The sequence below is a fragment of the Enterococcus sp. DIV0561 genome, assembly GCF_050539875.1.
In the GTDB taxonomy this organism is placed as follows: Bacteria; Bacillota; Bacilli; order Lactobacillales; family Enterococcaceae; genus Enterococcus; species Enterococcus faecalis.
The window spans coordinates 1,948,362-1,960,835 of the sequence record NZ_CP172927.1 but is presented as its reverse complement, the minus strand read 5'-3'; the positions used below and the strand labels follow the sequence as shown (position 1 = coordinate 1,960,835).

Here is a 12,474-nt window from a genome sequence, read left to right as displayed (position 1 = left end):
ATTCCCTTAATTTTGGAATGCATATAAGCATGAAAAAATCCCAAACTTGTCTTAAGTAAATCTTAAAATTATGATATACTTTGTTGGGTAATACGGGAAGGAGTTAAAAAATTGAATAAACGTGCGAGGAAAACAACAAATAATAAAGAATTGATTTTGCTTCTTATAGGGGTTTGGAGTGCCTTTTTCTTTTTTAATATGTATATGCCGACTGTGAGAGCTGATGACTTAGTTTATGTAAATAGATTAGATAAATTAGGTTATTTTGGGGCTTCTATAGAGCATTACAAAACATGGAGTTCAAGAGTTATTATTGAACTATTTTTGATGTTCTTCTCTAAACATTTTATGTTATGGAAGTTACTAAATTCGACAATAATGACGGGAAATATAGTATTGCTATGCAAATATGTTTTCAAGAATTTATATTTCAAAAATTTGTTATTAGTTTTTTCTATATATTGTCTAATTCCGTTAACAATAATGGGGGAAACTGGTTGGATAGCTACTACTTTAAATTATCACTGGCCAGTAGCATTCGGTTTACTAGCTTTTTATCCTTTTTTTCAGCTATTAAGTGGCAAAGAAATAGATAAAAGAATATATTGGGTAAGCATTCCTTTATTAATATTCTCAGCTAATCAAGAACAAGTTAATGTATGCTTTTTTGTTTTAACAAGCCTTGTAAGTCTATATTTATTATTTAGAAGAAAGTATGATTATAAGTTATCAGCGCTTTCGGTAATAAGTTTAGTGGAATTAATTTTTTCTTTGACAGCCCCAGGAAACACATTAAGGGCTGCAAATGAAATCAATAAATGGTTTCCTGAATATAAAAATTTTAACTTTTTGAACAAGTTGGATCTTGGTATTTCATCATTTGGAAAGCCATTTTTTCTAGACACGAATATTTTATTTTTAGTACTTTTTTTTATAATATTCCTTCTATCTTATAAGAAATGTCAGAACTATTATGTACGTATACTAACTTCATTGCCTTTTTTTCTAAATCTGGTTATTTTTTTCGGTAATACAATGAAACAAAACTTTACTTATGTCAATGGAAATAAACGATCGATGATTTGGGCTAGCAGTAATCTGGACAACCATTTTACAAAACTAGGAACGAAACTATCAATTTTTTACCCTGGAACTTGGATAGTTACTTTTATAATTTTAGGATTATTATTATGTTTAATTATTGGAATTTATTTAAGTTTTGATGATAAAAAAACCGCTATCTTTTTAGCGATATTGATGATAATGGGTTTTTGCTCAAGGGTAATCATGGGTTTTTCTCCTACGGTTTGGGCTTCAGGCATGCGAACATATTATATACTTTTCATTGTTGTCGCTATAATAGTCCTAACAGCCATTAAAGAAATAATGAAAAATATAAGTCCACAAAAGAAAGATTTATTGTCATTTAATTTGACCATGTTAGGTATTAGTACCTTCATATTAACGGTGATAAACAGATAAAATAATAAAGAGATCGAAACAGAAGTGTTTAACTCCGAGAACCAAGTAGGTACTGTTTAACATCTATTTGCTTTGCAAATAGTGTTTCTCAGCAATAAGAAGTAATTTCCGAAAATTGCCATAAAACACAACGAGGAACGAGTTGATGTTGCATGATACCTACCTGGTGTTCTTTAATTTTTGGAGACCAAGTAGGTATTGTTCATCATCGAAACACTACGTTCTTCGTGATTCTCAACAATTTCGGCTTATTGTTTTCTCGCCAAAGGCTCGTCACAGTTTTATCCTTGTAAGTTCCGAAGGACCTTCACCAAGTAGGTACGATGATTTCATCTGTTCATGCTTCACAGTGAAACATCGCAACTCTTAGAGCTGTAGCTCTTTTGAAGGCTGTACTGTGACGAGACGCATGTCGAGAAAACACCTTAGAAGTTGTTGAGATCGGAGTAACGCGTAGTGTTGCTTCTGTTCCCGTCGTTTATCAATTTTTAAGCCTGGGACAAAAATCCAAAGTGATTTTTGTCCCAGGCTCTTTATTTGGCTACTTGTCAATAAGGAATGATGAGCTGTGCAGAATCAATTCTGATTTGTCAGTTTCATAAATTATAGAGCCAATAATAACGGCTTGCTTCTTTTTAAATTTATGCCCAATCACCATTTCTAAAAACAGGAACAATCGTCCCGTCTTCTTTAATGCCGTCAATATTCATTTTGTCAGATCCTACCATAAAGTCCACATGTGTTTGGCTACGATTTAAACCAGCTGCAGCTAATTCTTCTTCGCTCATCTCCGTGCCGCCTTGTAAGTTGAAGGCATAGGCCGAACCAAAGGCTAAATGATTAGAGGCGTTTTCATCGAACAATGTATTATAAAAAATCAAACCGGATTGTGAAATTGGTGAAGGGTCGGGTACTAAAGCAACTTCTCCTAAGTGTTTGGCACCTTCATCAATAGCTAAGAGATTTTTCAATGCTTCTTCACCTTGTTCAGCTGAGAAGTCAACAACTTTTCCATCTTTAAATGTAAATTTCATGCCCGAAATGATTGTGCCAGCATAACTTAGTGGTTTTGTACTAGAGACATAACCATCAACGCGGCGACTATCTGGAGCGGTGAAAACTTCTTCTGTTGGCATATTAGCCATGAATTCTTCTCCACGCGCGTTATAACTACCAGCGCCTTCCCATAAATGGTTTTTAGGCAAACCAATCGTTAAATCTGTCCCAGGAGCTGTGTAGTGTAAAGCAGTAAATTGTTGTTCGTTTAATTCAGCCGCTTTTTCTTGTAATTTTTTATCATGGATATCCCAAGCAATGACTGGGTTTTCTTCATAAATTCGTGTTGTTTTAAAAATTTCATTCCAAAGTGCATCAACTTGTTCTTCACTTGTTGCTAATTCTGGAAAGACTTTAGCTGCCCAGCCTTCACTAGCAGCAGCTACAACAGTCCAACTTACTTTGTTGGCTTGCGTTGCTTTTCGTAGGTTGACCAATGCTTTCCCATTAGCCGCTTGGAAAGCTGCTACACGTTGTGCATCCACGCCAGCTAATGCATCAGGATTAGAAGAAACCACGCTAATTCGGCTTGCGCCTTTGGCAATCCAATCATCGGTTTGATCAATTTTATATTGAGGAACATTTTCAATACGATCAGTTGCAGCATGAGCTAAAAATTCACGTTGAATGGTTTCGTCGCTCCATTGAACAATTACTTCGGCCGCGCCTAAGCGATAAGCTTCTTCCGTAATTAAGCGGGCAAGGGGCGCTTGATCGACACTGATTTGTAAAACAACCGTATGATTGTCCTGAACATTGACACCCGTTTCAGCAATTAAACGTGCATATTTCTTTAGATTTTCATTAAAATTCTCTAAGGTCATTCGTGATTCCTCCTTCATTTTGATGGGTAATGACTGCTCATATCATAACACGGAAGAGCAGGGAACTCAACGAAATAAAGCCTTTATCAACTGTTATTTTAAGTCGGGGTAAAAGTTGTCGTGCTCCCGCTCAGTGAACTTTTGTACAAAGAGTTGTTCTAATTTTGCATAATAGAAAAATCGTGTTACAATAACCATAAGCATTTATTTGGAAGCGTTGTATATGAATGAATAAAGGGGATAGGGAATTATGGCAAGAAAAAAAACCATTACGAAAGAGCAGATTTTAACAGCTGCCTATGAAGTAGTCGCCACTGAAGGATTTTCGAAGTTCACTGCACGTAATATTGCTAATAAAATGAAATGTTCCACCCAACCGATTTATTTGGAATTTAAAAACATGGATGATTTACGCGATGCTTTATTCCAAAAAATTCATAAATACTTAGCGAAAGAAGTATTTCCAGTAAAACATACCGGGAATACAATTGTTGATTTGGCTTTAAACTATATTCATTTTGCGACAAGTGAAAGTAAGTTATACCGTGCGCTTTATTTAGAAGAATATGGTGGCGGCAAAAAAATGCAAGAATTCTCTTATCACTATTTTACTGAAGCGGTAAAAGCTGATCCTGAGTATACTAATTTAAACGATGTTCAAATTGACTCTTTACACATGGGAACATGGGTGGTCGCTACTGGTGTGGCTGCATTGATGACTTCTGGAATTATCCATCCTTCAGAAGAACAAATCATTCATTTAATGAAAGATAGTATTGAAGCAATTCTTGAACGAGATGAACCAATTGATATTGACCTATAAAAATTAAAAAAAGTGTAACCTCATGCTGATAACTTCTGTGAGGTTACAGCAAAAGACTGTTTCTTAAAAGAACGGTCTTTTTTTGTTAAGTGTATTAATGGTAGATTATTCGCAACCATGCTACAGTAAAGAAGAGAAATAGAAAGGGGCAAAAAACATGAACCGAGTGAAAGATAAGCGTTTATGGCTAAGTATTGTAGGAATTACCGGACTAGGGCTCTTGTCGGGCTTATTTTCAGTAAATGCGAGAGAATATTATCAAGCGTTGAGATTACCAAGTTTTGCTCCGCCAGGCTGGTTATTTGGACCGGTATGGTTGGTGTTGTATATTTTTATGGGCATTACTTTTTATTTCATCTTAGTTCATCCAAATAAACAACAGAAAAAACGGATGATTACGCTATTTATTTTACAATTTATTGCGAACTTTTTCTGGACATTTTTCTTTTTTTCTTTACAAAATAATTTAGTATCTGTGATTGATATCTCTTTGTTATGGCTATTATTAATAGTTCAACAGTGGGACTACTTGCGTTATAAATTAATAACGCGTGGCTGGTTGATGATTCCTTATATTCTTTGGGTTACTTTTGCGGCAGCTTTAAATTACAGTATTTTATTTTTAAATTAGGAATATCAAAACACCAGAGAAAAATGGAAAATCGCCATTTTCTCTGGTGTTTTTTTTGTTTATTTTAACGTAGTTATTCTGCGGCAGTTGCTAATTTTTTCGCAAATTCTTCTAAACGTTGGATGTCGTCTTCTTCAGCGGCTAAATCAACTTTAACGCTGTCGGCGCCTTTTTTTGCCCCAATTTGAGTAAAGACTGCTTCGAAGTCGTCCACCGATTTACAAAAATCATCATAAAACGTGTCTCCTGAACCACAAACGCCGAAGATTTTTCCTGATAAATCAATCTCTTGTAAGTCTTCATAAAAGTCGACAATTTCATCAGGTAAATCGCCATCGCCATACGTATATGTAGCTACTACACAGATATCGGCCTCTTCAAAATCAGCGGCATCGACTTGCGTACACTCATCAATTTCGACCTCTAATTCTAAATCTTCAAATGCTTCTGCAACAATGTCGGCAATTTCTTCTGTATTCCCAGTCATGCTTGCATACACAATTTTAGCTAACGTCATAAACTTTCTTCCCCCTCATACAATTCTGTCACTTATTATAGCAGATGCGCATTTCTTATAAAAGACTAGCGAGTGCTTTTATTAAGGGACTTTTTGAAAATTGGTGTTTGAACAATCTTTTTTGCAAAAAATGTGATAAAATAATTTGAATGAAACAAGTTTAGGAGAGATAGTATGATTACATTAAAATCACCACGAGAAATTGAAATGATGGATGAATCAGGGGAATTATTAGCGGATGTTCACCGTCATTTACGGACGTTTATTAAACCTGGCATTACAAGCTGGGATATTGAAGTATTTGTGAGAGACTTTATTGAAAGTCATGGTGGCGTGGCGGCTCAAATTGGCTATGAAGGCTACAAATATGCTACCTGTTGTAGTATCAACGACGAAATCTGCCACGGATTTCCTCGTAAAAAAGTATTAAAAGATGGCGACCTAATCAAAGTAGATATGTGTGTCGACTTAAAGGGCGCAATCTCTGATTCATGCTGGTCTTATGTCGTGGGTGAATCAACACCTGAAATTGATCGCTTGATGGAAGTAACCAAAAAAGCGCTATATCTTGGGATTGAACAAGCACAAGTAGGAAATAGAATTGGCGACATTGGTCATGCAATTCAAACGTATGTAGAAGGAGAAGGCTACGGGGTAGTTCGCGACTTTGTAGGTCACGGTATTGGCCCAACTATCCATGAAAGTCCAATGATTCCTCACTATGGTGAAGCAGGTAAAGGACTACGTTTAAAAGAGGGAATGGTTATTACCATTGAGCCAATGGTTAACACAGGAACTTGGCGCATGAAAATGGACCCAAATGGTTGGACTGCTTATACTGAAGATGGCGGTCTAAGTTGTCAATATGAACATTCATTAGCGATTACGAAAGAAGGTCCAAGAATCTTAACGTCACAAGGCGAAGAATTGACTTATTAATAAGGAGAGTGTGTGATGAAGTTTCTCGACAACATCAAAAAGAATCAATCTTTGATGCGTTTTATTGAGACAACGCAAAGTCACATGGTCACAGCCGAAATAGGCAACAGCTCAGTGGTTGTTGCCTATTATTTATTACTCTCGCTGTTTCCATTACTGATTGCGGTAGGTAATGTCTTACCTTATTTAAGAATCGACCCTAATTCTGTGTTGCCTTATATTGCAGAGGCCATTCCGAAAGATGTTTATATGAACTTAGAACCAGCGATTCGTTCACTATTGACTCAACGTTCAGGCGGGTTGCTTTCTGTTTCCGCTTTAGCAGCATTTTGGAGTGCCAGTCAAAGCATTAATGCACTACAAAATGCGATGAATAAAGCTTTTGGTGTCGAACAAAGGAAAAATTTTATTCTCGTAAGAGTGGTCTCATTTTTAGTTATTTTGTTATTTATGGTAGCGATTGTTGGTGTAGTAGTAATTTTAGGTTTGGGTCAGTACATTATTGAATTACTGCAACCAATTTTCCACTACTCAACATCTGTGATCGATACTTTCCAAGCGTTAAAATGGCCGTTAACGACCGTTGTTTTATTAGTGATTATGTGTTTGATTTATGCGGTCGTTCCTAATCGGAAATTATCGTTACGTTCTATTTTGCCAGGGGCTATTTTTTCGACAGTCGGTTGGATGCTATTATCACAAATTTTTGGTTTGTACGTAAAATATTTTAGTTCTAGAATCGCAAGTTATCAAATCATCGGGAGTTTTATCATCTTGATGTTATGGCTGAATTTTGCTGCCACGATTATTATTTTAGGAGCAATTGTCAACGCTGTCGTTGATGAATACTTATCTGGAGATAAAGAAAAAAAACAACCAAGTTTTGAACAACGCTTGTTTAGATGGTTTAAAAAGAAAAAATAAATGGATTTCTTTAAAAAAGTCTAAACCGTTGCCAGAACACATGTTTCAGCTTGTAAATGCTTCAGTTTACGGTATAATATACCCTGAACGAGAAGAAAGTGGGTTCGACTATGTCACTATTTATTTATGAAGTTTTGATACGTTTATTTATGACATTTATCTTATCTTTGCTATTAACACCACTTGTTAAGCTTCTAGCGTTTCGGATTGGCGCCTATGATGCACCAGGAGAGCGACGAATCAATACCAAAAATATGCCTACAGCAGGAGGACTTGCAATCTATATTGCTTTTGCTAGTTCATGTTTATTGATTTTTCGTTCGATTATCCCACAAGATTATATTTGGCCGATTATTTTGGCTGGTGGAATGGTTGTTTTGACAGGCCTCATTGATGATATTAAAGAGATTACTCCAATGAAAAAAACAATCGGTATTTTGTTAGCAGCATTAGTTATTTATTTTGTTGCTGGAATTCGGATAGATTTTGTGACGTTGCCAGTCGTTGGAATGATTGATTTGCGCTGGTTTAGTTTACCACTAACTTTATTGTGGATTTTAGCGATTACGAATGCAGTAAATTTAATTGATGGTTTGGATGGTTTAGCATCAGGCGTATCCATTATTGGATTAACCACGATTGGTATTACAGGGTATTTTTTCCTACATGCTAAAACGGTCTATATTCCAATTGTTATTTTTATTTTAGTTGCGAGCATTGCGGGATTTTTCCCATACAATTTTTATCCGGCTAAAATATTTCTAGGAGATACCGGGGCGTTATTCCTCGGGTTTATGATTGCAGTAATGTCGTTACAGGGCTTAAAAAATGCCACGTTTATCACGGTAATTACGCCAATGGTGATTTTAGGTGTGCCTATTACGGATACGGTTTATGCAATTATTCGACGGCTATTGAACAAGAAGCCCATTTCCTCAGCAGATAAAATGCATTTGCATCACCGCTTGTTATCTTTAGGTTTTACCCATAAGGGGGCGGTCATGACTATTTATGCGTTAGCGTTAGTTTTTTCCTTTGTTTCTTTATTGTTCAGCTATTCAAGTACAGTAGCATCAATTTTATTAATTGTCTTTTGTTTAATTGGCTTAGAATTATTTATTGAATTAATCGGTCTAGTTGGCGAAGGACATCAACCGTTGATGTATTTGTTACGGATTTTAGGGAATCGTGAATATCGTCAGGAGCAAATGAAAAAGCGACTTGGCAAGCATTCTAAGAGAAAGTAAAGAAATCTTTAGGTTGCTTTGCGAGAGCGTAAACCTATGATATAATTCCATTAAACTTAAAAAAGTATATGTGTGAAACATATGCTTTTTTTTTAAGACGATGTTTCAGTAGTAAGGAGAAATGAGCATGCAAGAAATGGTAACAATCTCGATTGTCACTTATAATAGTCGTTACATTTTTAATGTATTAGACCAATTAAAAGCCGAACTAGGTACTAATAGTATCTATGATATTCATATCTATGACAATCATTCTGAAACAGCGTATCTTGAAAAATTAACAACATATGAACCATTTATTACTATCCATCGCGCTGAAGAAAATCAAGGGTTTGGTCATGGTCATAATCAAGTGTTATTCAATGCTTCGACAAAGTATGCAATTATTTTTAATCCCGATGTTTTGGTTACTAAAGACGTGCTTGATCGTCTATTAGACCGTATCAAAATAGATAAGAACATTGCAGTCGTTAGCCCTAAAGTGTTAAATGAAGATGGCACGACGCAATATTTAGTTCGTCAAAAATTAGATGTCTTCGATTATATGTTACGTTTTATTCCCTTTCAATTTGTAAAGAAAATTTTTGATAAACGTTTGAGTATTTATGAATGTCGCGATTTGTCGGATACAGAAACAACGGATATTAAAATGGGCTCAGGCTGTTTTATGTTGATTGATCGTGAAAAATTCGTTGAAATTGGTGGGTTCGATGAACGTTTCTTCATGTACTTTGAAGACAACGATTTATGTTTACGCTTTGGCAAAGCAGGCTATCGGATTCTCTATACGCCTTTTGAAACGGTTGTTCACATGTATGAAAAGGGCGCCCATAAAAGTCGAAAATTGTTTAAAATCTTTATGCAATCAATGGGGAAATTTTTTAACAAATGGGGCTGGAGGTTCTTTTAATGAGTCAAAGATTAGCGGTAGTCATCGTCTTATATCAAATGAAAATGGCTGATACGCCGAATTATTTGTTATTAAAAGAAGTGGTAGACCACCCCCAATTGCACTTATTTATTTATGACAACAGTCCACTTCCTCAAGAAGATGCATTATTTTTACAACCAAATGTTACTTATCGACATAATCCTGATAATCCAGGACTAGCGACCGCTTATAATGAAGCGATTGCTTTTAGTCAAGCGAATCAATGTGAATTATTGTTGCTCCTTGACCAAGACACAGAAGTGCCAGCCTCTTATTTTGATACGTTGATCATCATGCCATTAGATCCGACTGTGGCAGTCTATGTTCCAATTGTAGAAGCAAATGGACAACAAATTTCGCCAGTATATAGTGATCAATACGTTGGGCTTAAAGGAGCAAAGCCAACAGCAGGGATAGCCAACCAACCGTTGATGGCTATCAATTCTGGTACAGTTATTACGGCAGAAACGCTACGCTGGTTGGAAGGATTTTCGGAAGAATTTCCTTTGGACTATTTAGACCATTGGTTCTTTTATCAATTAAATCAAGCCAATAAAAAGATTGAAGTCTTACCAATCCACCTAAAACAAGAATTGTCTGTTTTAGATTATCGTACAATGAGTCCTCAACGTTATCGCTCTATTATTGAAGCAGAAACGTTATTTTATCGTCGATATGATCAAGAAAAGTTTTCCCATCATCGACGCCATTTATTTTTACGTAGTAGTAAGCAATTTTTAACTGTCAAAAATCGCCAAATTTGGCGGCAAACATTGGCAGAATTTCTCAAGTTAATGAAAGGATAATCTATGATCTCAGTTTGTATTGCGACATATAATGGAGAAAAATATCTCGCGGAACAATTAGATAGTATTCTTTTACAAGTCAGTGAAGAAGATGAACTAATTATTTCAGATGATGGTTCTACTGATCATACGTTGGAAATTTTGAGGACGTATGCAGCGAATTATCCCCAAATTCAATTGTTACAAGGTCCAGGGCAAGGAGTGATTGCTAATTTTGCATTTGCGCTTACGCATACGAATGGCGAAGTAATATTTTTAGCAGATCAAGATGATGTTTGGTTGCCAAATAAAGTAACGACGGTGACAGAATATTTTGAAGCGCACCCTGACATCCAAGTGGTTATTAGTGACTTGAAAATTGTTGATGCGGATTTACAAGTTACCAATCCCTCTTATTTTAAGTTTCGAAAAGTCAAACCAGGGTTTTGGCGAAATGCGATAAAAAGTGGCTATATTGGGGCAGGTATGGCCTTTCGTCAAGAAATGAAAAACGTCATTTTACCCATTCCGCCAGAAGTTCCTATGCATGATATGTGGATTGGCTTATTAGCTGCACGGAAGAAGCAAACGGGTCTCATTAAAGAACCATTAGTGCTTTACCGAAGACATGGAGCGAATGTCAGCCCCATTATTACCAAAACAAGTTTCCAACAAAAATTAAATTGGCGTGTGAATTTATTAAAAGCTTTACATCAGCGTTTAAAGGAACAGCGCTAAACTTTTACAGATTTGTAAAATTTACGTAAAAAACATGACAAACCCTATGCTTAATGCGATAATAGGGAAGGATATTTGGTTTTATAGAAACTAAAAATAGAAGTTATTTAAGGAGACTGTTCATGAAAGGAATTATTTTAGCAGGCGGAAGCGGGACACGCTTATATCCGTTAACAAAAGCAACATCAAAACAATTAATGCCAATTTACGACAAACCAATGATTTATTACCCAATGTCAACGTTAATGTTGGCGGGAATTAATGAAATTTTGATTATCTCTACACCAGAAGATACACCACGTTTTGAAAGCTTATTCGGCGATGGCCATGATTTAGGCATTCATATCGAATACGCGGTGCAAGAAAGCCCAGATGGTTTGGCGCAAGCATTTATTATTGGTGAAGAATTTATTGGTGATGATAGTGTCTGCTTAGTTTTAGGGGACAATATTTATTATGGTGGTGGCTTATCAAAAATGTTGCAACGAGCGGCTTCTAAAGAATCAGGGGCAACAGTCTTTGGTTACCATGTAAATGATCCAGAGCGTTTCGGCGTGGTAGAATTTGATGAAGAGATGCGGGCGCTTTCTATTGAAGAAAAACCAGCACAACCGAAGTCAAATTACGCAGTGACAGGTTTGTATTTTTACGACAATGAAGTGGTTGAAATTGCGAAAGGGATCAAACCTTCAGAACGTGGGGAATTAGAAATAACAGACGTTAATAAAGTCTACCTTGAAAAAAATAAACTTTCTGTTGAGGTAATGGGCCGTGGCTTTGCTTGGTTAGATACAGGCACACACGAATCCTTATTAGAAGCGTCAACATTTATTGAAACAATTGAAAAACGTCAAAATTTAAAAGTCGCTTGTTTGGAAGAAATTGCTTATCGAATGGGCTATATTACAAAAGAACAATTGGTAGAATTGGCACAACCATTGAAGAAAAATGGCTACGGCCAATACTTGCTACGTTTAGCAGCAGAATAGGAGCGAAGAAACGTGAAAGTTATTGATACAAAATTACAAGATGTCAAAATTATCGAAATGGATGTTTTCGGTGATCATCGTGGCTTTTTTACAGAAAGTTATTCCAAAGCTAAATTTGCAGAACATGGATTAGACTTTGATTTTGTCCAAGATAATCATTCATTATCAACAGAAGCAGGTGTCTTGCGTGGATTGCATTTTCAAAAAGGCGAAGCTGCGCAAACAAAACTAATTCGTGTTGTAACAGGTGCGGTATTAGATGTGATTGTTGATATTCGTAAAGGGAGTCCAACCTATGGTCAATGGGAAGGCTACATTTTATCAGAACATAATCACCGTCAGCTTTTAGTACCAAAAGGTTTTGCCCATGGTTTTGTCACTTTGACACCAAACGTGAACTTTATGTACAAGTGTGACAATTACTACAATGCGGCAGCAGACGGCGGTATTGCTTTTAACGATCCAGCGTTAGCTATTGATTGGCCAATTGCGCCAGAAAAAGCGATTACGTCAGAAAAGGATCAAAAACATCCAACCTTAAAAGAATTTGAAGCGGAAAATCCGTTTATCTATGGCGAAATTTAAGAA

General features: G+C 36.1%; 13 protein-coding genes. 11 read left to right on the top strand and 2 right to left on the bottom strand.

The features are described from left to right. Nucleotides 1-111: 111 nt before the first annotated feature. A complete protein-coding gene (locus IGM13_RS09495; RefSeq protein ID WP_002419536.1) occupies nucleotides 112-1,482 on the top strand; it encodes a DUF6056 family protein in 1,371 nt (456 codons plus the stop codon). 641 nt (nucleotides 1,483-2,123) lie between these two features. Here IGM13_RS09495 and IGM13_RS09490 read toward each other — a convergent pair. Beyond that, nucleotides 2,124-3,362 (bottom strand): aminopeptidase, encoded by a 1,239-nt coding sequence (locus IGM13_RS09490; RefSeq protein ID WP_010713248.1) that lies wholly within the window; start codon nucleotides 3,360-3,362, stop codon nucleotides 2,124-2,126. A gap of 250 nt (nucleotides 3,363-3,612) precedes the next feature. On the opposite strand from IGM13_RS09490, the gene IGM13_RS09485 reads away from it, so the two are divergent. Together IGM13_RS09485 and IGM13_RS09480 are read left to right on the top strand one after the other, a co-directional pair. Continuing rightward, on the top strand, nucleotides 3,613-4,185 hold the full coding sequence (locus IGM13_RS09485; protein ID WP_002419754.1) for a TetR/AcrR family transcriptional regulator: 573 nt from the start codon (nucleotides 3,613-3,615) through the stop codon (nucleotides 4,183-4,185). Nucleotides 4,186-4,342: 157 nt separating this feature from the next. Next, nucleotides 4,343-4,816: a TspO/MBR family protein gene (locus IGM13_RS09480; protein ID WP_002419752.1), complete on the top strand. Its 474-nt coding sequence runs from the start codon at nucleotides 4,343-4,345 to the stop codon at nucleotides 4,814-4,816. Between the two features lie 73 nt (nucleotides 4,817-4,889). On the opposite strand, the gene IGM13_RS09475 is transcribed toward IGM13_RS09480, so the two are convergent. Next, nucleotides 4,890-5,333, bottom strand: a complete 444-nt coding sequence (locus IGM13_RS09475; RefSeq protein WP_002356885.1) for a flavodoxin — start codon at nucleotides 5,331-5,333, stop codon at nucleotides 4,890-4,892. Nucleotides 5,334-5,507: 174 nt separating this feature from the next. Between IGM13_RS09475 and map the strand changes: the two genes are divergently transcribed. From map to rfbC, 8 genes are all read left to right on the top strand, one after another. Beyond that, nucleotides 5,508-6,272 carry a type I methionyl aminopeptidase gene (gene map / locus IGM13_RS09470; RefSeq protein WP_002356886.1) on the top strand — a complete coding sequence of 255 codons (765 nt, stop codon included), beginning with the start codon at nucleotides 5,508-5,510 and terminating at the stop codon, nucleotides 6,270-6,272. 15 nt (nucleotides 6,273-6,287) lie between these two features. After that, nucleotides 6,288-7,196, top strand: a complete 909-nt coding sequence (locus IGM13_RS09465; RefSeq protein ID WP_002419751.1) for a YihY/virulence factor BrkB family protein — start codon at nucleotides 6,288-6,290, stop codon at nucleotides 7,194-7,196. 110 nt (nucleotides 7,197-7,306) lie between these two features. Further along, nucleotides 7,307-8,443: an MraY family glycosyltransferase gene (locus IGM13_RS09460; protein WP_002366956.1), complete on the top strand. Its 1,137-nt coding sequence runs from the start codon at nucleotides 7,307-7,309 to the stop codon at nucleotides 8,441-8,443. A gap of 121 nt (nucleotides 8,444-8,564) precedes the next feature. Continuing rightward, on the top strand, nucleotides 8,565-9,353 hold the full coding sequence (locus tag IGM13_RS09455; protein WP_002419750.1) for a glycosyltransferase family 2 protein: 789 nt from the start codon (nucleotides 8,565-8,567) through the stop codon (nucleotides 9,351-9,353). After that, entirely contained in the window at nucleotides 9,353-10,180 is an 828-nt protein-coding gene (locus IGM13_RS09450; RefSeq protein ID WP_002389137.1) for a glycosyltransferase, read from the top strand. The genes IGM13_RS09455 and IGM13_RS09450 overlap by 1 nt, the downstream gene beginning before the upstream one ends. A gap of 3 nt (nucleotides 10,181-10,183) precedes the next feature. Beyond that, nucleotides 10,184-10,897, top strand: coding sequence for a glycosyltransferase family 2 protein (locus IGM13_RS09445; protein WP_002419749.1), 714 nt, complete (start codon nucleotides 10,184-10,186; stop codon nucleotides 10,895-10,897). Nucleotides 10,898-11,019: 122 nt separating this feature from the next. Continuing rightward, complete coding sequence (gene rfbA / locus IGM13_RS09440) at nucleotides 11,020-11,886, top strand: glucose-1-phosphate thymidylyltransferase RfbA (protein WP_002364387.1); 867 nt, start codon at nucleotides 11,020-11,022, stop codon at nucleotides 11,884-11,886. A 12-nt stretch (nucleotides 11,887-11,898) separates the two neighbouring features. Then, nucleotides 11,899-12,471: a dTDP-4-dehydrorhamnose 3,5-epimerase gene (gene rfbC, locus IGM13_RS09435; protein ID WP_002356893.1), complete on the top strand. Its 573-nt coding sequence runs from the start codon at nucleotides 11,899-11,901 to the stop codon at nucleotides 12,469-12,471. Nucleotides 12,472-12,474 lie beyond the last annotated feature (3 nt).